The sequence below is a fragment of the Salinibacter grassmerensis genome, assembly GCF_947077765.1.
GTDB classification, from domain to species: domain Bacteria; phylum Bacteroidota; class Rhodothermia; order Rhodothermales; family Salinibacteraceae; genus Salinibacter; species Salinibacter grassmerensis.
The window spans coordinates 254,527-276,890 of sequence record NZ_CAMTTF010000002.1 but is presented as its reverse complement, the minus strand read 5'-3'; the positions used below and the strand labels follow the sequence as shown (position 1 = coordinate 276,890).

The window sequence follows — 22,364 nt, the reverse complement described above, 5'->3', positions numbered from 1 at the left end:
GGCCCCCACCGACGAGTTACACGCCCTGACTCGCGTCCGCGAGCACGGTGTGGGCGGCGTGCCGGCCCGCCATGCCGTGCACCCCCCCGCCGGGCGGCGTCGACGCGGAGGCCATGTACAGCTGCGCCCCGCGGGCCGTCCGGCCCGGAATGCGGTAGGGACTCCACCGAAGGGCCGGCCGTGCGATCAGTTGCCCCAGATCCAGGGCGCCCCCGTTGATGTCCCCGCCCACGAGGTTCGGATTCCAGGCCTCCAGCGCCTGCGGGCCCATGACGTGCCGCTCCAGAATGGTGTCCCGGAAGCCGGGCGCAAACCGCTCGATCTGCCGTTCAATCTGGGCCGTCGCGTCTCCGCTCGCCCCGTTGGGGACGTGGCAGTAGGCCCACGCGGTGTGCTGGTCGCCAGGGGCACGGGTCTCGTCGAAGCGACTGTGCTGGGCAAGGAGCACGTACGGGCGCTCGGGCACACGCCCCTGTGCCACGGCCCGCTCCGACGCGGCAATTTCATTCAGCGTGCCGCCTACGTGCACGGTTCCGGCTCGTCCACAGGCCTCCGCAGCCCACGGAATCGGATCGCTGAGGGCGTAGTCGACCTTAAAGGCTGCCGCGCCGTAGCGGTACTGTGTCAACTGCGCTTCGTAGCGGGCGGGCAGCCGCGGCCGGGCGACGCGCAGCACCTGCCGGGGCGTCAGGTTGAGCACTACCGTCCGGGATGTGGGCAGATCGTCGACGGAGTGCACGCGGCGGCCCGTCTCGATGGTGCCGCCCAGGTCGCGGAGGTAGTCCGCCAGCGCCTGTGTGACGGCCCCCGCGCCCCCCTTCGGAAACGGCCACCCCACCGCGTGCCCGGCCATTCCGAGGACGAGGCCGAAGGCCGTCGACCCGAGCGCCGACAGCGGCAGGTTGGAGTGGGCGGCCAGTCCCGCGAGCAGAGCCCGCGCCTCCTCCGTCCGGAAAAGGCCCTTCCCCAGAAGCTGCGCGGGCCAGATCGCCCGCAGGCCGAATTGCGCCAGGAGCAGCGGGGCGCGCGGCAGGTGAAGCACCGGCTGGAGCACTTCGTCGAGGACGTCCCGCCACCGATCCGCAATCGGTCCGTTTAGCCATCGGTAGCGCCCCGCGTCGCTTCCGAGCCCGAGGGCCGTCTTCTCCAGGGACTGGTGCATCGCCACGGCCCGCCCCCCGTCCAGCGGATGGGCGAGCGGCAGGTCCGGCTGCACCCACGATAGGCCATACTCGTCGAGGGGGAGCCGCCGAAACAGGGGCGACGCCGCGGCGAGCGGATGGATGGCGGAGCCGAGATCGTGGACGAAGCCCGGACGCGTCACTTCTTCCGATCGCGCCGCGCCGCCGACGGCATCGGCCTGTTCGATTACGTGCACGTCCCACCCGGCCCGGGCGAGCACGACGGCGGCACCGAGCCCGTTCGGGCCCGAGCCTACAACAATGGCGTCAGCGTTGGACATAGGAAATGGTTGATTGCAAGAAGCAGCATGCGCTCCCCCCTACGTTCAGTCAATCGACGAACCGGTCTACGAACTCGAACGCCGCTCCGTCGAAGAGGCCCTGGTCACTGAGCTTAAGCCGCGGAATGACGAGCAGCGCCAGGAATGAAAGCGTCATGAACGGCGCGTCCATCGAGCTGCCCAGCTCCGCTCGGACGTGGTTGTTGAGACGCGTATAGCGCCGGGCCACCACGTCGTACGGCTCATCGCTCATGAGCCCAGCGATGGGAAGCGGCAGGACCTGTGTGTCGTCCGCCGCCGCGCTGATCCCGCCCTCCACCCGCACGACCGCGTTCACGGCCTGGGCCAGGGCATCGTCACTGGCCCCCACGGCCACCACGTTGTGGGAGTCGTGGGCCACGCTGGAGGCAAGGGCGCCCCTGTCGAGCCCAAAGCCCCAGACGAAGGCGACGGCCGGTGCGCTCTCTTCCGTGTACCGATTCACCACGGCAAGCTTGAGCACGTCCCGGTCCGGGTCCGCCACGGCGCATCCGTCCTCGATCGGCGTCGCCACGACTTCCTCCCCGGTTACCAACTGGTTGTCGACGGCGGTGATCGCACGGACCTGATCGCCACCCGCTGGCACCCGAAAATCCGCCGGTGCGACCGGCCCCGCCTCGAATCGATTGGCGACATCGGACGCAACGCGCTCGATGTGCGTCTCTCCCTCCTCGGCGACGAGCGTCCCCTCAACGTACGTCCGTTGCACATGTAGCGCGTCCAGGTCGTCCACCACAATGAAGTCCGCCGGATCTCCTTCGCGCAGCAGCCCCACGTCCAGCCCGTAGTGCTCAACCGGATGCACGCAGGCGGTACGGAGCGTATCAAACCGGTCGTATCCGCGGTTGAGGGCGCGGCGGACAAGGGCGTCGATGTGGCCCTCCGCGAGGGCATCCGGGTGGCGGTCATCACTGCAAAACATGAGGCGGTCCGGCGCCTCGTCCATCAGCGGAATTAGTTCGTCGAAGTTCTTAGCGGCCGAGCCCTCCCGGATCGCGATTTTCATGCCCGCCTCCAACTTCTCGCGGGCCTCCTCAATCGAGACGCTCTCGTGGTCCGTCCCGATGCCCGCAGCCGCGTATCGGGCCACGTCGTCCCCCCGTACACCGGGCGCATGGCCGTCCACCGGCTTGTCGCGCACCTGGGCGGCCCGAATCTTCGCCAGCACGTCCGGGGCCCCATCGATGGCGCCGGGGTAGTCCATCATCTCACTGAGGTAGGGCACGTCGTCGCGGTCCAGCAGCTCCGACACCGCGTCCGGCCCGAGCTCCGCCCCGCTCGTCTCGAAGGGGGTGGCCGGCACGCACGACGGGGCGCCAAACGCAAAGTGGAACGGCACCGGGCGACCGTCCGCAATCATGTACTCAACCCCCTCCACGCCAAGCACGTTGGCAATCTCGTGCGGGTCGCTCACCGTGCCCACGGTCCCGTGCCTTACCGCCGCCCGTGCAAATTCCGACGGCGGCAGCATCGCGCTCTCGACGTGAACGTGCGCGTCGACGAACCCCGGCAGCAGATATCGCTCCGGCACCGTCTCGGTCGGCTCGATGCGCTCAATCACGCCGCCCCGGACGTGCACGGTGGCCGGCCGAATCTCGCGGGCGTGCAAGTCGACAAGGCGACCGGCGATCGAAAAAGACGAGGGCATGGTGCCAAGGGGATCCACCGAGGCAATATGGCGACGGCATCAATATACGAATCATGCGGCAGAGCATCGAAGAGCTTCGCCCCGACGAGCGCCCGCGCCGTCCTCCCGCAGAAGGGCACTGAGGGCCTCCGCCTCACTGGAACGGGTCTGCGGGCGATAGGCGCCAGTGTCAAACTACCGCACCGGGTGCCCACACCCGGTATGGGAATCGCCGGCGAGCGTAACCGTCACCGTGTGGCTAAACAGCCCCCCGTTCATCGGATCCGTGCAGTAGTGGGGTCGGGCCACGACACGCAGGGCGTCACGATCCGTATCGGCCTCGTAGAGAATGCGCTCGTCGTCCGCGTCCATGCTGAACTGCGAGGTGGTGACCTCACGCTGCCCGTAGGCCCAGGCAAACCGGAGGCTATCGTCGGTCACCTCCACGATCCATCCGGGTTCTTGCCCTATCGCCCGAAACTGCAGGCCGGGGGGATGCTCGTCTTGTCGCTCCACTTGGGGCGCAATGGTGCACGTCTCGAGGCGCCGGCCATCGATGTTGACGGTGGCGCTGCTCCCCTTGCTCCAGACCATCGCGGCGTCGCCTTCGTACTTGGCCCCGCTGGCGGCCCGTGCCGACGCAAGGTGGCGCGTGCCGCCCCCAAACGATGCGGGCACCCGCAGCACGAGCGAGTCGGGACGGACGAGCGCTCGAAACGTCACAATGTCTCCCTCTGGACGCCTGCACTGCACGGCCTGCCTCCGCGCTGGCGATCCGTTTTTTGTCCTCCGCGTCGTCTCGGAGGCCTCTCGGCCGCTCTGAGGTTCTCCCCCACACCCGCCGCCGAGCAGCAGGGCCACCCCCAGCAGCACGCCCCCCACGATGTACCGCAGACCTGCCTGTCTGCCGTTCATGTTTTTCCCTTCAGAGATGCAGCGAAGACGGTGCATCGAGCGCACGACCGGGGGAGGAACCAACGGGTGAGAATCTCTCTACGCGTGCTCCGTCGCGTCGGGCCTGCGGTTCTCGAACACCACGTCCGCCACCGCCGAGAGCGTCGGGTCCACCTCGGGGACAGGATGCGACCGTGCCATCACCTCGGCCAGTGGCTCGGGCACGTCAACCTCATGCCCCACGAGCGGCTCCACCACCTCTGGAAACTTGGCCGGATGCGCGGTGGCCACCAGGATCCACTCGCGCTCGTCGTCGGGGTCAAGGTGCTCGCGGGCCTCAACCGCAGTGGCCGTGTGGGGGTCCCACACCGTGTCCCAGGCCTCGGGCCCTTGGCGAATGTGCCGTTCGATCTGCTCGTCGGGTACGCGCTCGGCGCCGATGGCGTCGCGCAGCGCCTCGCCCCGACCGCTGCCGGAATAGTGGTAACGCAGGCGTTCCATGTTGCTGGGGTTGCCCACGTCCATCGCCGTCGCGAGGGTTTCTTTCGTCTCAAACGCCTCGTACTCACCGGTCTTCAGGTAGTGCGTGACGGGGCGGTTTTCGTTCGTCGCAAAGATAACCTCCCCGATCGGCAGTCCGCACTCGCGGGCGTAGAGGCAGGCGAGCCCGTTGCCCAGGTTGCCGGACGGCACGATCACGTTCGGACGGGTGCCGTGGGCGCGCCAGTGCCGGAGGCTGGCGTAGGCGTAGTATGTCATTTGCGGCAGCAGGCGCCCGATGTTAATGCTGTTGGCAGAGGAGAGGCGCAGGCGCTCCTGCCATGCCTCCTCCTGAAAGGCCTCCTTCACGAGCGTCTGGCAGTCGTCAAACACGCCGCGGACGGCCACGGTCTGCACGTTGTCGCTCCACCCGGTGAGCTGCTTCTCCTGCCGGGCGGACACCTTGCCCTTCGGGTAGAGGACGACGACCTCGACGTTGGGCTTCTTCCAGAAGGCCGCCGCCACGGCCGCCCCAGTATCGCCCGAGGTGGCCACGAGGATGGTGAGCGGCTGCTCGGCTCCTTTATTGAGACGAGCAAGGCTGTCGGCGAGGAAGCGCGCCCCCACGTCCTTAAACGCCGCCGTGGGGCCGTGGAAGAGTTCGAGGACGCTCGTCCCCCGGCCGATCTCACGCAGCGGCACCGGGAAACCGAACATCGCCTCACAGATCCCCGGTAGCACATCCGCCAGGTCGTCTCCCTCTGCAAACGGGCGCAAAAGCCGCTCCGCCACGTCTTCGATCGTGGCGCAGCCCTCGAACGCCCCAGGGCCGAGGTCTGGAAACCGTTCAGGGACGTACAGTCCTCCGTTCGGCGCCAGGCCGTCTTGCAGCGCCGTGGAGAGGGAAACGCGATACTCGGGTGTGCGGGTACTCAAATACTGCACGGCACGGGAGCGTGAAGGAGAAATACGGGCGACAGTTCGGTTCTTTGCCTCCCCAGAATAGGGGCGGGTCCTAATTACGGACAGCACCCGGTCAGGTCCCGATCCCCGCTTCGATGGGCCCGGATAGGTCCCAACAAGAAAGCGGCCGTTGCCGCAGGGCAAGGGCCGCTTTCCAATCGGACACAATGTACAAGAACGCTCGCCCTTGTCGGCGAGGCCCCACGAACATCGCGACTAGTTCTGCGAGTTCGGGTTTTGCTGCATCTGTGACTGCTGCTGCTTCATTTGCGCCTTCATGGCCTGCTGAATCTGCTTCTTCAGCGTGGAGTCCTGCTGCGCCGACCGCATGATGCGCCGGAACATCTGAGGGTCCATGTTCTCCTTCTGCGACTCCTGCTGCATCATCTGCATTTGCTGCTTGCGCATCCGCATCTGCTGGCGCTTCATCTCCCGCCGCGCGTTGGCTTTCTGGGTGGAGTCCATCTCTTGCGGGTTGCCGTACTTCTCCTTCATCTGCTTGCGCATCTTCATCTGCTGCGCGCGCATGGAAGACTGCACGGCCGCGGCGATGCGGGCCGCCTTGTCAACTTGCTCCTGGCTTACATCGGAGGCCGAGAGGGTGGTCGTGTCCGGCTGCTGGGGCATCTGGCCGAACGCGGGGGCGGTGAAGGCGAAGGCAAGGGCGATCAGGCCGAGGCAGGACGACTTGAACAAACGTTGTAGCATAAGAGTGGATCGTGGTGGAAAAACGTGGAGGAAAGAGGTTGAACCGGGGACACCCCCGACTAGCGAAGCCCGCGAATATACGTCCGAGAATACGAAGATCGATCAGAGTGTTTCGTGGGCCGGGAGGTTTTCTTGGCCCTGTCCCTAACCAAGCTACGCGTTGTAAACGGTCGTGCGGGTGGGATTATTCTTGAAGCCCCCGGAAAGCCCTTCAGGGATCGACGCGAAGGGCTCAGCAAAGCAAAAGCGGCCTCCACCAACCGTGAAGGCCGCTTTCGGAGGGTCGGGGCAGCCGGATTTGAACCGGCGACCTCGTCGTCCCGAACGACGCGCGCTACCGGACTGCGCCATGCCCCGAGAAAAATGTTCAAGTGTCTTATAGGGCCGATGCGGAGTCGAGATCCGGAACGACCGCCCCAGCCATCGGGGCGGACGGCCGCCTGAAGGGGAGTTCAACGGTTATCCACACAGGGCCTCCCGGTCCATGGGCCCAGAAGCGGACGCGGGGGAGCGACTGCGGAGGGCATCCCGGCGGCCGCCCGTCAGGGTTCGACACGCACTCCGTCACCGCCCGAACTCCTCGTACATCTCGTCGATGAGATCCGCGTGGCGCTCCCGGATGACGCTGCGACGGAGCTTGAGCGTAGGGGTGAGCGTCCCCTCCTCAACGGTGAACGGCTCGCCCAGGAGGCGGAAGTTGCGGATTTTCTCGTGGGCCGCCGCGTCCTGGTTGTAGGCCGTGAAGATGTCCTGGAACAGGGCCTGCGCCGCGTCGTGACGCAGCAGCTCCGCGTCGCCGCAGGTGGACTCGTCAATCCCCTCGTCCCGTGCCCGCATCCGGAGGGCGTCGAAGTCGGGCACCACCAGGGCCGCGAGAAACGGGCGCCCCTCCCCAACCACGACGATCTGGTTGATCCAGCCCTTGGTCTTGAACGTCTCCTCGATCGGGCCGGGGTAGACGTTCTTTCCGCCCTCCGTGACAATCATGTGCTTGATCCGGTCCGTGATCTTGAGATAGCCCTCCTCGAAGCGCCCCACGTCGCCGGTGTGGTACCAGCCGTTCGGGTCGAAGGCCGCCCGCGTCTCTTCGGGCTGGTTCCAGTATTCCCTCATCACGTTGGGGCCCTTCACCAGAATCTCCCCTTCGGACGTGGAGAGGGACGTGGGGTAGTCGCTGCCACTCACCGCCCCGACCGGCTCGCTCTCTTCCAACGGCTGAATGGCAACTGTCACCCCAGGCATGACGTGACCCACGGTGCCGTAGCGGGGGGCGTCCAGGGGATTGATCGTGAGGACGGGGGCCGTCTCCGTAAGGCCGTAGCCCTCAATGATGGTCACGCCCGCGGCCTGGAAGAAGGTGCCAATCTCCTCGGGCAGCGCCGCCCCTCCGGAGGCGGCGAACCGGAGGTTCCCGCCGAGCTTCTCGTGCAGCTTGGAAAAGACGAGCCGGCGGGCCACGGCCCGCTGTCCGCGAAGAAGCAGACCCGGCCCCGTGCCATTTTCCTGTTGGGCCTCGGCGTGCCGTTCCCCCACCCCCACGGCCCAGTCGAAGAGCTTTTGCTTAAGGGCGCCGCCCTCATCAGCCTGCCTCGTCACACGCGTGTACACCTTCTCGAACATGCGCGGCACCGAGATCATGAGGGTCGGCTGCACCTCCTGGAGGTTCTGGCTCACCGCCTCGATGCTCTCCGCGTAGCTGATGGTGGCCCCGGCTGCGAGCACGGCCATGTGGCCCGCCGTCCGCTCGAAGGCGTGCGAGAGAGGCAGGAACGAGAGGTGATGATCGTCTTCGCCGATGGGAATGCGCTGCAGGGCGCCCTTCACGTTCGAACAGAAGTTGCGGTGCGTCAGCACAACCCCCTTCGGCTGGCCGGTGGTGCCACTCGTGTAAATGAGGGCACTGGTGTCCTCCGGCGTGATGGACTCCGCGATGCCGGTAAGCTCATCTTCGTGCCCGGCCCAGTAATCGCGGCCCGCCGCCAGGGCATCGTCCCAGTGCGTCATGGGGACGGGCGGCTCGTCCGCCGTCTCGCTCATCACAATGACCTCTTCGAGGTCGGGGCACGCGTCCGCAACCTCCTCGATCTTCTTGCGCTGGACGGGGACGGACACAATGCACACCTTGGCCCCCGCGTCGCGGAGAATGTACGCCACTTTTGAGGGGGGAAGGGACGTGTAGATCGAGACGTTCGCCGCCCCAACGGACTGGATTCCCAGGTCACTGACGGCCCACTCCGGGCGATTTTCTGAGAGCACGGCCACCCGATCTCCCTTGCGCACCCCCTGCTGGTGCAGGTGGCCCGCTAGGCCCTGCACCCGACTCTGGAAGCCCTCCCAGGTAATCTCGTGCCACCCCTCGCCCCGGACCTTGTGCCGCAGGACCGGCCGTTCCCGCCCCCGGTACCGCTCGCAGAGGCGAAAAAACATCTCGGGGATGGTGTCGAACTCGACCTGCGCGGGCATGAGCGGGAAAAGACCAGTGCGAAGAATGCGAGCACGCAGCCCCTACCTGCGAGCCTGAGGGCTGTTTCCGGGGGCTTGTCTTCGGTCACGCGTCCACCCCCACGACATTTTCGAGGGACGCATACCCGTCGTCGCGGAGCCGCGCCACGAGGCCTTCCTTAATTCGCTGCACCAGCCCGGGCCCCTCGTAGACGAGCGCCGTGTAGATTTGCACCAGTGAGGCCCCCGCCCGGATCTTTGCGTAGGCCGACTCTGCGTCGTGCACCCCTCCAACGCCGATGATGGGAATTTCGCCGTCGGTCCCCCGGTACAGGTACTGCACGAGGCGTGTCGCCCGCGCCTCCAGGGGCGGCCCACTAAGCCCGCCCGCCCCGATCTCCTCGAGCCGGTCGTCAGACGTCCGAACGCCCTTGCGGTCCGGGGCCGTGTTCGACGCGATAAAGCCGTCCACGTCGTGGTCCATCGCCACCGCAAGAATGTCTTCCAGCCGCGTGTCGAACAGGACACGGTCGCTGAGAGGCGGGCTCAGCTTGATCACCACAGGCACCGCCAGCCCCGGCGCCTTCTGCTCCGCCATGATAACGTCAAGAAGGGCGTCGAGGGCCGCCGGATCCTCGAAGGTCCCACCGTCCGGTGTATTCGGGCACGAGACATTGAGTGTCACATAGCTCGCCTGCCCCACCAGCCGCCGAAAACTGGTCCGGAAGTCCTCCAGGGCCGCGTCCCCCATGATGTCGGGGTCATGGGTTTTGGCCAGGTTGATGCCCAGCGGGCGCGCCCGGTCCGGCCGGCCGTGCTCGAGCCGTTCCGCGACCGCTTCCGCCCCGTCGTTGTTGAGGCCGAGGCGGTTGATCAGGGCCTGGTCCTTCGGCAGCCGGAACGCACGCGGCGTCGGGTTGCCCGGGGCCGGCTGGGCGCTCACAGACCCCACCTCCACAAACCCGAACCCAATGGCCTCCCAGAACGGCACCGCCTGGGCATTTTTGTCGGCGCCCGCGGCCAGTCCCACCGGGTTGGGAAAGGTGTTGCCCCAGAGGCGCTGCTTGAGTCGCTCGTCTTCAAACTGATATTGCGACGCTACGAGTGGCAGGACCGTGCGCTGTGCTGCCTGTGCCGCCCACAAGGTTGCCGTGTGCGCCCATTCGGGATCCAACCGAAACAGCAACGGCCGAAGAAAATGGTACATGCGGACTCAGTATCGTCGGGCAAAGGGGGAAGGCGGGCTGGTTGCTCTTCCCATTGGACCCGCACCCGGGACGCTTCGTTTCTCCATAGCTTGCAACCTTTCGATCAGCTCCCGCATCGGTCTTATGCCCATCTCCCTCTATCAGGTCGACGCGTTTGCCACCACCCCGTTCGCCGGAAACCCCGCCGCCGTGTGCCTGCTCCAGGACCGCCGCGATTCCGACTGGATGCAGCAGGTGGCCGCCGAGATGAACTTGTCGGAGACGGCCTTTCTGCGCCCTCGGGATGAGGAGGCAACCTACCGGTTGCGCTGGTTCACCCCAACCGACGAGGTAGCCCTCTGCGGCCACGCGACACTCGCCAGCGCACACGCCCTCTGGGCGAACGACCATGTAGCAGTCCAGACGCCCCTTCACTTCGAGACCGCAAGTGGGCGCCTTACGGCCCGGCGCGACGACGGGTGGATCTGGATGGATTTCCCGGCCGATCCGGTGGCCCCGACCGATCCCCCCGCCCCGCTTCTCAGTGCCCTCGACGGGGCGACGCCGGAGGCGGTTGGCTGGAGTGGGCGCGACTACCTCGTTCGCCTGCAGGACGCGAACGCCGTGCGTGCCCTGCAGCCGATTCTCTCGCACCTGGGCACCCTCGATAAGGCGCGGGGAGTAATCGTGACCGCCCCGGCCGAGGCCGACGACATCGACTTTGTGTCCCGATTCTTCGCTCCGCGCGTGGGGGTTCCCGAAGATCCCGTGACCGGCTCCGCCCACTGCGCCCTCGGTCCCTACTGGGCCGCCCAGATGGGACGCACTACACTCACTGGCCGGCAGGTGTCGGCGCGGGGCGGCACCGTCCGCGTGCACCTCGACACGCCCGATGCGGACCGGGTCGCGCTTGGCGGACGGGCCGTCACCGTCATCGATGGACATCTCGACGCATAGCCGCTCGCCCTCCTACCATCCGGGCCGCAGGATGAGCCCGAAGTCCCAGTTCTTGGTGCGTTGGAACGTGCGGGCGTAGAACGCCTCCATCACGATTGCGCCCAGCACGTTCACGCGTGCCGAGATGCCGGCGCTCGTCACCGGCTGTGCCGCCACAGTGCTCTCCGTACCGCTGGTGCCCACGGGTCTGATCGCGTCGGCCCCAATCGTACTGGAGGAGAAGGAGAGCTCCGTCAGGTCCTCGCTGGTCCATGTCACGCCAGCGTCGGCGAAGGCCACCAGGTCGGTCGGCAGGTACTCGAAGGCCGCGAGACTCAGCACCTCCGGCCCGAGGAGCGGGAGGCGAAGCTCAACGCTCCCGAGCGCCATGCGCGTGCCATACAGCCGGCCGGTGTTGCAGACGCGTCGTCGCCGGCATTTCGGTTCTTCGAGAATCGAGTTGACGCTGTACCCCCGCACGAATCCCGCCTGGTAGGGACTACCGAGCGTCTCGCTGATGAAGTTATCCGTCAGTTCTCCGCTAAACTCGTTCGCCCCGTAGTTCCCACGGTGGAGTCCCCGTATCGCGAGCGTGACGGGCTCGCGGCGGAGGTACCGTCGGTAGTCGGCCAGGACCGACACGAAGTTCCGGGAGCCGAACTGCGGCGTGACCTGGAAGCGGTAGCGCCCGCCCTGCAGGGGGGAGGTCAGCCCAGAACTCGAGTAGTCGCCCACGTACGCAAGGCTCGTGCGTGCAAAGTAAATGGGCTCACGGGTCGTGCCAGCGTTGATCTCCTGAGACTGTCCAAACCGATTGAAGGCACGGACGGTCTGGCTGAATCCATAGCGCGTTCCTCCGAGCCCAAGTTCAAGTCGGTTCGTCTGGGAGAATGGGTAGCTCGTCTGTGCGCCCACCTGGGTGCGAAAGATCCGGTTGACAACTTGCACGAACTGCCCGTTCCTCGTACGCCCCACACGCCCGAAGGCCGACGGCTGGTGGGAGATGCCCACGCCGTAGTTGTATCGGTTCTCCTGGTTGGAGTAGAAGACCCCGCCTCCGATGTCCTTGATCGTCCCGTTGGCCTGCACGAAGACGCTTAGGTCCCGGTGGCCGAGGATGTCGCTGAACTTGAACCCGATGCCCCCTGCCACCTGCGTGCCCACAGGCCCTCCCACCGAGGCCCCCACTGAGGGCGGCACGATGCGGTCGAGGTAGAGCCGATTGCTGGCCTTCGTCGTTTTGGTCGAATCCATGTCCTTCAACCCCGTCGTCGGATCCTCCAGGTAGCTGCCCACGAGTCCTTCTCCCTTCGGCTGCGCCGGGGGGAGTAGGGCGGCGGTGTTGGGGTCTTCCTTCGGCGTCATCCGCTCGCCCTTCGTCTCCTCCGGCGAGAGCCCCACGATGGAGTACCCCCCGTTCGAGAAGACCGAGAACATCATCCGTCCGCTCCGCCGGGCCACCGACAGGGCTGGGGAGAGGGCCGTGATGCCGCTCACGCCGGTCTGAAGCTCCGTCACGCGATAGGTGGCCTCCTCGTCCAGGTCGTAGCGGTACACGTCCTTGAAGCCGTCCTGGTCGGCGACGAAGTAGATGCTGCGCCCGTCCGGACTGAACTGCGGGTTGTGCTGCATGCCCGTCGAGAAGGGCCGAATCGTGCGAATCTCGCCGGACTCGACGTCGATCAGGCCGATGCGCTCTTCGCCGTACTCCAGTGTCTCGAAGTTCGTCCCGTCCGGCCCGCGGTCCGTCGTAAACGCGAGGGTTTCCCCGTCGGGCGACCACGTCGGTTGCAGGGCCGCGTACCGGTCGTTGGTGAGCTGGCGCACGTTCTTCTCCTCCAGGTCGTAGACGTACAGGTCGCTCAGGCCGCCCTCCAGCCCCGAAAACGCAATGGACTGCCCGTCCGGCGACCAGGCCAGGTTGTGAATCGCCCCCACGCCCTCCACGGCCGTGCGCGTCCGGATCTCGCCCGTCTGGACGTTAAACGTGTTGATCTCGTTGCGGCCGTCCGCGAATGTGATGAATGCGAACCGCCGCCCGTCGGGCGACCACGCCCCCGCCGAGTTGATAAACCGGAGCGCGTCGAAGTGCGGATTCGACCGAGTGCCCTCCAGCTCCTGCACAATCTCCCCCGTCTCCGCGTCCGCGACGAAGAGGTTTGTGTTGAAGAGGTTGCGGCGCGAAATGAAGGCCACGTAGCGCCCGTCCGGGCTCACGGCCGGGGAGATGTTGAGCTGGTTGTCGGCCCCCGGATCCCCAATCACCGCCGTGCCCACCGAGTCCACGGGCGTCCGGTCCTTGGTGCTCGGCAGAAAGGCGTCGCGGGTGGACTGCTTCCACTCCTTCGACAGCGAATCCGCCGTGATGCCGAGGGTGTAGACGAAGGCGGAGTCGAGCCCCACCCGCCCGCTCATTTTGTAGAGGTCCGTGACGGTGGCGTCGCCGTACTTGCCGCCGATGTAGGCCATGTATGCCTGGCCGTAGCGGTAGGGAAAGTAGGACTGCTGGTCGCGCGTGAGCTGCCGAATTGTGGGCAGGTCCTCGCGCACGGCCGCATCCCGCATCCACATGGCGGTGTGTGAGTCCTGACGCCCAACCGACAGATACTCGGCCATTCCTTCAATAAACCACAGCGGCATGTTGCGCAGCGAGAACCCTTCGTTGTCTTTGCGCAGGGCGATATCGTACTGAAACGAGTGGACCAGCTCGTGGCCGAGCACGTGGTCGGTCTCCCCGTAGCTTCCCGCAAGCGGCATGATGACGCGCTCCTTGATGCTCTCCGTTACGCCCCCGGTGCCCTGTCCCAACTGCCCGCGCACGGCGTTGGTCTGCTGAAAGTCAGGGCTGTTGGCGTAGAAGATCAGCGGCTTCTTCTTCTGGAACTCTCGGAGGAAGGTGCGGGAGTGGCGGTCGTACCACCGCTCCGCCATCCGGGCCGCATCCTCAACGGCCTGCTTCTCCTCGGGATAGAAGTAGATGTCAAACTGGTCCGTCTCGAACGATTGGAAATCAAACTGCTCGTACTGGACCTTATTCTGCCCAAAGTACTGGGCCGACGCCGGCCATACGGCCCCAATCATCGAGGCGACCGAAAGCGCAAAAAGGGCGAAAGCAAGACGTACAGGAGATCGCTGCATGGCGGCCAAGGACATCAACGAGGCTTTACGAAACCTACACCCGGAGTGTGACTCTAGGTGTATTGGTTGGGGTGGGAAAGGGTTCAACTGTTACGCTCCACCAGATGGAAGCATGCTCGGAACAGAACTTGCGCTTCCTAGACATACATCCCGTTGGCAATACCCATGGTTTCGGTTGGGATGCGTGTCCAGAAAGCAGGAGACACACAGTCCGCCTTCTCCGAAAACTAAAACTTCTTGACGGGATTGAGGGTTCGCCGCGGATGGAACAAGACTGTTTGCTCTTGCGACGGTTCAGGACCCATCTTACACCCCCCGCCGTTTGGCCAACGATTTCAGACGGCAAGTTGAAGCCCCTATTGTCACTGTCCCGCACACACTTGTCGTCCCGACCGCGCCCGCATGGATGAGTATCGCACCCGCGTCCGAATCTACGCCGGGGTCGTCGTCTTCCTCTTCCTCCTCCTTGGACTTCGTCTGGTGCAACTCCAAGGCTTCAATGGCACGTCCGGGGACGGCACGCCGCCCGGAAGCGCCGTGCGGGAGCAATCGGTGGAGCCCGCGCGGGGGGCCATGTACGCCCGGGACAGCACGCTCCTGGTCGACAATCGGCCCACCTACACGATCCTGATCACGCCCCGGTACTTCGACGCGTCGAAGGCGCCGCTGCTGGCCAATCTGCTGGGCGTGGCCGACTCGACGGTGCGCCACCGGTTGCGGGAGGCACGCGAGCGGAACGCCTTCCGCCCGACGCCTTCGTTTCGGGAGATCCCATTTGATACGTTCAGCCGCGTGCAGGAGCACCTCTACGAACTTCCCGGCGTGTCGTACGACGTGGAACTGCGGCGGCGCTACCACACGGCCGCCCGAGCGGCACATGCCCTCGGCTACGTCCACGAAATTGACGAGCAAGCCCTGTCCCGCATGCCTGCGAGCTACCGGGCCGGCGACCGCATCGGCCGCACGGGCTTGGAGAACGCCTACGAGTCGATCCTTCGGGGGGACCGGGGGCGCGAAATGGTGCTCGTCAACATACACGGGACGGAGGTGCGAAAGTACCAGAACGGCGCCATGGACACCCCGCCGGTCGGCGGGCACGACCTTCACCTGACCCTCGACCACGAGGTGCAGGCCCTCGCTGAATCGCTCTTCGTGGGGAAGCGCGGCGCGGCCGTCGCCCTCGACCCCGACACCGGCGGCATCCTTTCCCTCGTCAGCACGCCGGACTTCGACCCGTCTCTGTTTGCCCGGCCGGTCACCACGTCGGCGTGGGACAGCCTCCGCTCGGACCCGAGCGATCCGCTCTACAACCGCGCCACCCAGAGCGGCTACCCCCCGGGCTCTACCTGGAAGCCGTTCATGTCCCTCGTCGCCCTCGAGACCGGGATGCTCACCGCCTCGGAACGCATGGACTGCCCGTCAAGCTACCAGATCGGGCGCCGGGCCTTCAAAAACCACGACGAGCAGGACGAGGGGCGCATCACGGTGGCGAAGGCTCTGGAGGTGTCGTGCAACACCTTTTTCTACCAGGTGATGGAGGACATGAGCCTGGCCACCTGGCACGACTGGGCCCTGGAATTCGGGTTCGGCCAGGAGGTGCCTCTCGAGGGATTTCGGCAGGGATCGGGCCTGATTCCGGACTCGTCCTACTTCGACCGCGTGTACGGCCGCTGGACGGACGGCTACACCATCAACCTCGGCATCGGACAGGGCGACATGTCCGTCACCCCCCTCCAGATGGCCCGGTACGCGGCGGCTCTGGGCAACGGCGGCCGTCTTCCCACGCCCCACCTCATCCGCAAGGCGGTCCACCCCGAGACCGATGCGGTCCAACGCCCCAAGCTGCCCCCCCCGAATCCGATCCCGGTCGATCCCTCCCACTTTGACGTCGTGCAGGAGGGCATGCACCGCGTCATGACCAACGGCACCGGCCAATGGGTCCAGATTCCCGACATTCCCAGTGCCGGCAAGACGGGCACGGCCCAGAACCCCCACGGCGAGGACCACTCGCTGTTTATCATGTTCGCGCCGTACGACGACCCCGAAATCGCCCTCGCAGTGGTCGTCGAGAATGCGGGCTACGGGGCCACCACCGCGGCCCCCATCGCGAGCCTGATGGCCGAAAAGTACCTGACGGGCTCAATTGCAGACACGTGGGAGCGGCGCTACTGGAAGCGGCGTCTCCGGGAAGAGGAGCGCAGCGCCCCGGAGGAGGAGCCCGCGCCCTCCACGTCTCCGCAGACGACGCCCGCCGTGCAGGCCACCACGCAACCCGCCGCCCCGGCGCCGCCGGACTCGTCCCGCCCCGATGGCTTGTCGCCAACCGATCGCCCATGAAGACCCCGACCCGGAAGATAGATCCCTGGACACTGCTGCTCTGGCTGGGGCTCGTGGCCGTGAGCCTCGTGGCCCTGTACAGCACCACGCACGGCCCGGCGGCCGAGTACGTCGGCCAGGGCGTCCAAAGCAACTTTGCCCGCCAGTTTCTTTGGGTCGGAGTGTCGGCCGTGGGCATTGCGGGGACCCTCCTGCTGCCCGTCCGGTTCCTGCGGTACGCGGCCTACCCGGCCTACGCCGCGACGCTCGTCCTCCTCGTGTTGTCCCTCGTGATGGGGGTGGAGGTGCATGGCACCCGCGCATGGCTCGCCCTCGGCCCGCTGCGGCTGCAGGTGTCGGAGCTGGCCAAGGTAGGGACGGTCCTCGCCGTGGCGCAGCTCCTGTCCGAGCGCCACACCCGAACAGGGCAGGACCTGAGTTTTGCTCTAAAGGCCGCGGGTCTGATCGTCGCGCCGGCCATCCTCGTCGTCCTGCAGAACGACCTGGGCACCGCCCTCGTCTTCTTCGGCCTCGTGCCCATCATGCTCTTCTGGAGCGGGCTGTCCCTCTCGGTCCTCCTGCTCATGGTCTCGCCCGCCATCGCGGGCTACCTCGCCCTGGTGTCCATTCCGGCCGCCCTCGGGTTCGCCGTCCTGTTCACCGGCGGGCTCTGGGTGTACTCCGGCCGACGCTCCGTCGCCGCCCTGGCGGCCACCTTTACCGCCGGCGTGACGGCCGTCGTCTCATTCGTGCTCCGCGAGCTCCTCCAGCCCTACCAGGTCGACCGCCTGCTCTCATTCACAAACCCGGGGGCCGAGCAATTTCGGCAGGGCGTGGGCTTCCACCTGGTGCAGTCGAAGGCAGCCCTCCATTCCGGCGGAATCTGGGGGACGGGCTTCATGCAGGGGCCCCAGACGCAGGGCGCTTACGTGCCGGAGCAGACGACCGACTTCATCTTCAGCGTCGTCGCCGAAGAGTTCGGCCTCGTGGGGTCGCTCCTCGTGCTGGGCCTATTGGCCGCCCTCCTCCTTCGGCTCATCAAGCTGGGGGCCGACGTCAAGCACCCGTTCGGCAGCATCGTCGCCGCGGGGGCCGTGGGCGTCTACCTGATCCACATCTTCATCAACATCGGCATGGTCACCGGCATGCTGCCCGTGATCGGGCTCCCCCTTCCGTTTCTTTCGTACGGCGGCTCGGCCATGCTCGCCAATACGGCCCTGCTGGCGATCGTCCTCAACACACACATGCGGCGCGAGGACCTCTCGATCTACGGGTACTGACGGCCCTGTGCGCCTCCCACACACGAACGGCCGCAGGGGCCAGGCTCCCACCGGGCCCATCCCTGCGGCCGTCGCGTTTGTCGGTCGTCGGGGACTTGCATCCCCGTCCTCAAATGGTTTTTTCTCTCCCTTTGAGAAGAACACCGTTCACTCTCTCCCAGGCAGAAGGAAATTGTGGAGGGGCCGCGCCGCTACCGGGCGACGACCTCGTCCGTCTCGGGCGCCGGGGCCTGACGGTCCCCGTCCATCGTGAACTCCGGATACGCCTCGACGTCGTGCTCCATGCGGTCGAGCCCGACCGTCTCTTTCTTGCCGTTGAGGCGAATGCCAATCGCGGCGTCAATGATCGAGAAGATGAGGTAGCTGATGGGGAAGGTCCACAGGAACGCTGCCGCCACCCCTACGAACTGCACGCCCACCTGCGACAGGCTGAAGCCGGCGGAGTTGAACAAGCCCGCGGCGATGGTCCCCCAGGCACCGGCCAGCCCGTGCACGGCGATGGCTCCTACCGGATCGTCGACGTACCATTCTAGTGCGCGGGTGCCATAGACCACCACAACACCCGCGATGGCCCCCGTGAGGATGGCGTAGGGCGGCGTGAGGGCTGCGCACCCCGCGGTGATGCCGACCAGCCCGCCCAGCACGCCGTTCAGCGTCATCGTGGCGTCCGGCGTGCCACCGTCGATCCAGGTGATGGCCATGGCCGCCACCGCCCCAGCCCCCGCCGCGACGAACGTGTTCATGGCAATCTTGGCGATCGCGGTGGACCCGGCCGTCGTGGAGCCCGCGTTGAAGCCGAACCACCCGAGCCACAGGATGAATACGCCGAGCGCCGCCAGGGGCAGACTGTGCCCCGGGATATTGCGGGGCGTGCCGTCGTCCGCGTACTTGCCCACGCGGGGCCCCACGACCAGCGCCCCGGCCAGCGCCGCCCAGCCACCAACGCTGTGCACGACCGTCGATCCGGCAAAGTCGATGAAGCCGAGCGCCTCCAACCAGCCGCTTCCGTTGAACAGGCCGCCCCACGCCCACGCTCCAAACACCGGATAGATGAGCCCCGTGATGGTGACGGAAAAGATCAGGTAGCCGCTAAACTTGATGCGCTCGGCGACCGCGCCGGAGACAATGGTGGCCGCCGTGGCCGCAAAAACCGCCTGGAAGAAGTAAAAGGCGTAGACCCAAGTCTGCGGCTGATCGCCCGTGCCGGTGAGGAAGAAGCCGTCGGTGCCAATGAGGCCGCCCCAGGAGGTGCCGAACATCAGCCCAAAGCCGACCGCGAAGAAGACCAACGCCCCGGCCGAGGCGTCCATCACGTTCTTCATGATGATGTTCACCGCGTTTTTCGCCCGCGAGAAGCCGGACTCCAGCAGCGCAAAGCCCGCCTGCATGAAGAAGACCAGCGCCGCGGCGAGGATCGTCCAGACGTAATCCAGGTTCGTCTGCGCCTGCTCCGCCGACTGCAGCGCCTCGGCGACATTCGTGGGGTCCGACGCCGGCATGGCGTCAACCCCAATGGGAACCAGCAAAAGACCAGCGACGGAAAGAAGAAAGGTGCGTATCCGCATTCCAAGAGCGACTATTTTTCGTGGTGGGAGCGACAATCACGCCACTTACTCTAGCAAAGCTCCCTGAAAACCACAAAAAGTCTAGTCGCATAGAAGCGCTCCCAATGGGGCCGGAACCGCTTCCGGCCGCTCTTTTAACATGATCACCACATTTCAGAATCTCCTGTGCAGGCGAGACCGGCGCTCCAACGTCGTCACTCTGCTGCTGGCTCCGGCTGTCCCGACGAGATGCCGTCGCCCGATTCGCCGACGGGGGCCGTCTTTTCTGCGTCGGTCTGCGCGGTTCGGGTCCGCTCCAACTCCTCCCGCAGGTAGGCCGACGTGTGCGTGTCGGCCTCGGCCAGGGCGTCGGGCCGGCCCTCGAACAGGATCTCGCCGCCCTCGCGCCCCCCCTCCGGGCCGAGGTCGATCACGTGGTCGGCCTGCTTGATGACGTCCATGTTGTGCTCGATGACCATCACGGTGTTGCCCTCGTCGACGAGCCCGTGCAGGACGTTGAGGAGGTGGCGCACGTCCTCGAAGTGCATGCCGGTGGTCGGCTCGTCGAGAATATAGAGCGTGTCGCCGGTGCCGGGGCGGGAGAGCTCCTTCGAGAGCTTCACGCGCTGCGCCTCCCCGCCACTGAGCGTGGTGGACGACTGGCCAAGGGTGAGGTACCCGAGGCCCACCGCGTCGAGCGTCTTGAGCGTGCGGACGAGGCGCGGCTGATTTTCGAAGAAGTCGACCGCCTCCGCCACGGTCATGTCCAGCACCTCGGCGATGTTCTTGCCCTTGTATTCCACCTCCAGCGTCTCGGGCCCGTAGCGCCGGCCGTCGCACGCGTCGCAGGTGACGTCCACGTCCGGAAGGAAGTTCATCTCCAGCGTGACCTTGCCGGTGCCCCCGCACTTGTCGCAGCGGCCCGGGTCCGTGTTGAAGCTGAAGCGGCTCTTGGTGTAGCCGCGGATCTCGGCCTCCGGCAGCTGGGCAAAGAGGTCGCGCAGGTAGTCCATCAGCTTTGTGTAGGTGGCCGCATTGGAGCGCGGCGTGCGGCCGATGGGCTGCTGGTCGATCTCGATGACCTTGTCGACGTGGTCGATGCCCTCGACGCGGTCGTAGGGCAGCGGCACCGTCTTGGCGTTGTGGTGGTGCCGGTGCAGGATCGGGAAGAGCGTCTGGTTGACGAGGGTCGACTTGCCGGAGCCGCTGACCCCGGTGACGCAGATCAGCTTCCCCAGCGGGACGTCCACGGTCTCCCCCTTCAGGTTGTGGCCCGTGGCCCCCTTCAGCGTGATCGCCTCGCCGGTGCCGTCGCGGCGCTCGTCGGGCAGTGGGATGACACGCTCGCCCTGCAGGTAGGCGGCGGTGAAGCTCTCGAAGTCGTAGTGGTCGCTGTCGTAGTCCGCGGCGCGCTCGGCCACCTGCTGCCGCGCCACGCCGTTGTCTTCGATCTCGTGCTCGGCCGTGCCGTTGGCCACCGTTCCATTGGCCTGCTCCACCGGATCGACCGTCAGCACAGACGGCGGGCCCGTCGTGATGACGTGCCCCCCGTGGATGCCAGCCCCCGGGCCGAGGTCGACGACGTGGTCGGCGGACTCGATCATGTCGCGGTCGTGCTCCACCACGACGACCGAGTTGCCGAGGTCGCGCAGGCTTTCGAGGCTCTCGATGAGGCGGTCGTTGTCGCGCGGGTGCAGGCCAATGGTCGGCTCGTCGAGGACATAGAGGACACCGGTCAGCTGCGTGCCCACCTGGGTGGCGAGGCGGATCCGCTGGCTCTCGCCCCCGCTGAGGGTGCGGGCCGAGCGGTCGAGCGTGAGGTAGCCCACGCCCACCCCAATCAGGAAGTCGAGCCGCTCGCGCACCTCTTTCACGATCGGCTCCCCGATGCGCGTCTGTCGCCCCGTGTCGAACGGGACGTCCGCCACGAAGTCGCGGAGCTGGGTGAGGTCCATCTGCGCCAGGTCGGCAATCGACCGGTCGCCGATGCGATAGTGGAGGCTCTCCTCCTTGAGGCGCCCGCCGCCGCACGCGGGGCAGTCCATCTCGCGCATGAACGACTCGGCCCGCCGCCGCTTCTTCGACGAACTCGTCTCCTCGTAGGTGTGCCAAATGTGGTCGTAGAGGCCATCGAAGCGGTGCTTGTACTGCACCTCGCGCCCCTTGTAGCCGTACTCGATCTCGAACTGCTCGTCGCCGGCCCCCTCCAGGATCACCGCCAGCTGCTCGTCGCTCAGGGCCTCGATCGGCGTGTCGAAGTCAAATCCGTAGGCCTCTGCGACCGCCTCCAGCTGGTTGAAGATCCAGATGTCGCGCGGCTCGCCGAGCGGGGCCAGCGCCCCCTCGTTGATCGTCTTCTCCGGGTGGGGGACGACGAGCTCCGGCGCAAGTTGCTTGGCGGTGCCCAACCCCTCGCATTCCGTACACGCGCCGTACGGCGTGTTGAACGAGAACATGTTGGGCGAGGGCTCCTCGTAGGAGAGGCCCGTCTCCGGGTCCACGAGGTCGCGGCTGAAGAGGTGGTCGCCCGCCTCCACGCCGTCGGGCCCGTCCACCACGTCCGCGATGAGGGTGCCGCCCCCCATCTCCAGCGCCGTCTCGACGGACTGGCTCACCCGCGAGCGGATGCCGTCTTTGATGGCGAGGCGGTCGATCACCACCTCCACGTCGTGCGTCTCGTAGCGCTCCAGCTTCATGCCCTCCTCGTAGGTCCGCATCTCGCCGTTCACCCGGAACCGCTCGAAGCCCTGCGCGGAGGTCTGCTCAAAAAGCTCGCGGTAGTGGCCCTTGCGCCCCCGCACCACCGGCGCCAGGATCTGGAGGCGCGTGCCCTCGGGAAAGTCGAGGAGGCCATCCACGATCTCGTCGTCGCTCTGCTGCCGCATCTTGTTGCCCGTCTCGTAGGAGTAGGCCGTGGCGGCCCGGGCATAGAGCAGGCGCAGGAAGTCGTACACCTCCGTGACGGTGCCGACCGTGGAGCGCGGGTTGCCCGAGACGGTCTTCTGCTCGATGGAAATGACGGGCGAAAGGCCGTCGACGTAGTCGATCTCGGGCCGCTCCATCATCTCCAGGAACTGGCGGGCGTAGGCGCTCAGGCTCTCCATGTAGCGCCGCTGCCCCTCGGCGAAGATCGTGTCGAACGCGAGGCTCGACTTGCCGGACCCCGACACGCCGGTCACCACGACGAGCCGGTTGCGGGGAATGTCGAGGTCGACGGCCTGGAGGTTGTTCTCGCGCGCGCCGCGGAGGGTGATGTGCTCGGGCATGCGGGACGACAGTGGTCGTGAGGGAGAGGCATGGGGCTAGCGACACCGCCAGTTCGTGTGGTGCATGGCGCTTACGTGACCC

Annotated in this window: 13 protein-coding genes and 1 tRNA gene; 3 read left to right on the top strand and 11 right to left on the bottom strand. The window is 66.4% G+C overall.

The window, feature by feature from the left end; all coding sequences use genetic code 11:
- Nucleotides 1-16: 16 nt before the first annotated feature.
- The 8 genes from OJB03_RS05415 to OJB03_RS05380 form a co-directional block, all read right to left on the bottom strand.
- Nucleotides 17-1,462: a phytoene desaturase family protein gene (locus tag OJB03_RS05415; RefSeq protein WP_263785782.1), complete on the bottom strand. Its 1,446-nt coding sequence runs from the start codon at nucleotides 1,460-1,462 to the stop codon at nucleotides 17-19.
- 49 nt (nucleotides 1,463-1,511) lie between these two features.
- Nucleotides 1,512-3,149, bottom strand: coding sequence for an adenine deaminase (gene ade / locus OJB03_RS05410; RefSeq protein ID WP_263785781.1), 1,638 nt, complete (start codon nucleotides 3,147-3,149; stop codon nucleotides 1,512-1,514).
- Between the two features lie 174 nt (nucleotides 3,150-3,323).
- Complete coding sequence (locus OJB03_RS05405; RefSeq protein WP_263785780.1) at nucleotides 3,324-4,043, bottom strand: MliC family protein; 720 nt, start codon at nucleotides 4,041-4,043, stop codon at nucleotides 3,324-3,326.
- Between the two features lie 78 nt (nucleotides 4,044-4,121).
- Nucleotides 4,122-5,447 carry a threonine synthase gene (thrC, locus tag OJB03_RS05400; RefSeq protein ID WP_263785779.1) on the bottom strand — a complete coding sequence of 442 codons (1,326 nt, stop codon included), beginning with the start codon at nucleotides 5,445-5,447 and terminating at the stop codon, nucleotides 4,122-4,124.
- Nucleotides 5,448-5,681: 234 nt separating this feature from the next.
- Nucleotides 5,682-6,173, bottom strand: coding sequence for a hypothetical protein (locus OJB03_RS05395; protein ID WP_263785778.1), 492 nt, complete (start codon nucleotides 6,171-6,173; stop codon nucleotides 5,682-5,684).
- Nucleotides 6,174-6,456: 283 nt separating this feature from the next.
- Nucleotides 6,457-6,530 (bottom strand) — tRNA-Pro (locus OJB03_RS05390).
- A 207-nt stretch (nucleotides 6,531-6,737) separates the two neighbouring features.
- A complete protein-coding gene (locus tag OJB03_RS05385) occupies nucleotides 6,738-8,636 on the bottom strand; it encodes an AMP-dependent synthetase/ligase (RefSeq protein ID WP_263785777.1) in 1,899 nt (632 codons plus the stop codon).
- Between the two features lie 85 nt (nucleotides 8,637-8,721).
- The gene (locus tag OJB03_RS05380; RefSeq protein WP_263785776.1) at nucleotides 8,722-9,822 is read right to left on the bottom strand and encodes a quinone-dependent dihydroorotate dehydrogenase; all 1,101 of its coding nucleotides are present in this window, start codon (nucleotides 9,820-9,822) and stop codon (nucleotides 8,722-8,724) included.
- Between the two features lie 124 nt (nucleotides 9,823-9,946).
- On the opposite strand from OJB03_RS05380, the gene OJB03_RS05375 reads away from it, so the two are divergent.
- The gene (locus tag OJB03_RS05375; RefSeq protein ID WP_263785775.1) at nucleotides 9,947-10,759 is read left to right on the top strand and encodes a PhzF family phenazine biosynthesis protein; all 813 of its coding nucleotides are present in this window, start codon (nucleotides 9,947-9,949) and stop codon (nucleotides 10,757-10,759) included.
- 12 nt (nucleotides 10,760-10,771) lie between these two features.
- On the opposite strand, the gene OJB03_RS05370 is transcribed toward OJB03_RS05375, so the two are convergent.
- Nucleotides 10,772-13,876, bottom strand: a complete 3,105-nt coding sequence (locus OJB03_RS05370) for a basic secretory protein-like protein (protein WP_263785774.1) — start codon at nucleotides 13,874-13,876, stop codon at nucleotides 10,772-10,774.
- A 402-nt stretch (nucleotides 13,877-14,278) separates the two neighbouring features.
- On the opposite strand from OJB03_RS05370, the gene mrdA reads away from it, so the two are divergent.
- Nucleotides 14,279-16,213 (top strand): penicillin-binding protein 2, encoded by a 1,935-nt coding sequence (mrdA, locus tag OJB03_RS05365; RefSeq protein WP_263785773.1) that lies wholly within the window; start codon nucleotides 14,279-14,281, stop codon nucleotides 16,211-16,213.
- Nucleotides 16,210-17,472 carry a rod shape-determining protein RodA gene (gene rodA / locus OJB03_RS05360; RefSeq protein ID WP_263785772.1) on the top strand — a complete coding sequence of 421 codons (1,263 nt, stop codon included), beginning with the start codon at nucleotides 16,210-16,212 and terminating at the stop codon, nucleotides 17,470-17,472. The genes mrdA and rodA overlap by 4 nt, the downstream gene beginning before the upstream one ends.
- Before the next feature lie 191 nt (nucleotides 17,473-17,663).
- On the opposite strand, the gene OJB03_RS05355 is transcribed toward rodA, so the two are convergent.
- Nucleotides 17,664-19,037, bottom strand: a complete 1,374-nt coding sequence (locus OJB03_RS05355) for an ammonium transporter (RefSeq protein ID WP_263785771.1) — start codon at nucleotides 19,035-19,037, stop codon at nucleotides 17,664-17,666.
- Between the two features lie 194 nt (nucleotides 19,038-19,231).
- Nucleotides 19,232-22,282 (bottom strand): excinuclease ABC subunit UvrA, encoded by a 3,051-nt coding sequence (locus OJB03_RS05350; RefSeq protein ID WP_263785770.1) that lies wholly within the window; start codon nucleotides 22,280-22,282, stop codon nucleotides 19,232-19,234.
- Nucleotides 22,283-22,364: the final 82 nt, after the last annotated feature.

Bases quoted from the DNA above. Each gene is read 5' to 3' on its own strand.
- OJB03_RS05415 (WP_263785782.1), bottom strand. From the start codon at position 1,462: ATGTCCAACGCTGACGCCATTGTTGTAGGCTCGGGCCCGAACGGGCTC.
- ade (WP_263785781.1), bottom strand. From the start codon at position 3,149: ATGCCCTCGTCTTTTTCGATCGCCGGTCGCCTTGTCGACTTGCACGCC.
- OJB03_RS05405 (WP_263785780.1), bottom strand. From the start codon at position 4,043: ATGAACGGCAGACAGGCAGGTCTGCGGTACATCGTGGGGGGCGTGCTG.
- OJB03_RS05395 (WP_263785778.1), bottom strand. From the start codon at position 6,173: ATGCTACAACGTTTGTTCAAGTCGTCCTGCCTCGGCCTGATCGCCCTT.
- OJB03_RS05385 (WP_263785777.1), bottom strand. From the start codon at position 8,636: ATGCCCGCGCAGGTCGAGTTCGACACCATCCCCGAGATGTTTTTTCGC.
- OJB03_RS05380 (WP_263785776.1), bottom strand. From the start codon at position 9,822: ATGTACCATTTTCTTCGGCCGTTGCTGTTTCGGTTGGATCCCGAATGG.
- OJB03_RS05375 (WP_263785775.1), top strand. From the start codon at position 9,947: ATGCCCATCTCCCTCTATCAGGTCGACGCGTTTGCCACCACCCCGTTC.
- OJB03_RS05370 (WP_263785774.1), bottom strand. From the start codon at position 13,876: ATGCAGCGATCTCCTGTACGTCTTGCTTTCGCCCTTTTTGCGCTTTCG.
- mrdA (WP_263785773.1), top strand. From the start codon at position 14,279: ATGGATGAGTATCGCACCCGCGTCCGAATCTACGCCGGGGTCGTCGTC.
- rodA (WP_263785772.1), top strand. From the start codon at position 16,210: ATGAAGACCCCGACCCGGAAGATAGATCCCTGGACACTGCTGCTCTGG.
- OJB03_RS05355 (WP_263785771.1), bottom strand. From the start codon at position 19,037: ATGCGGATACGCACCTTTCTTCTTTCCGTCGCTGGTCTTTTGCTGGTT.
- OJB03_RS05350 (WP_263785770.1), bottom strand. From the start codon at position 22,282: ATGCCCGAGCACATCACCCTCCGCGGCGCGCGCGAGAACAACCTCCAG.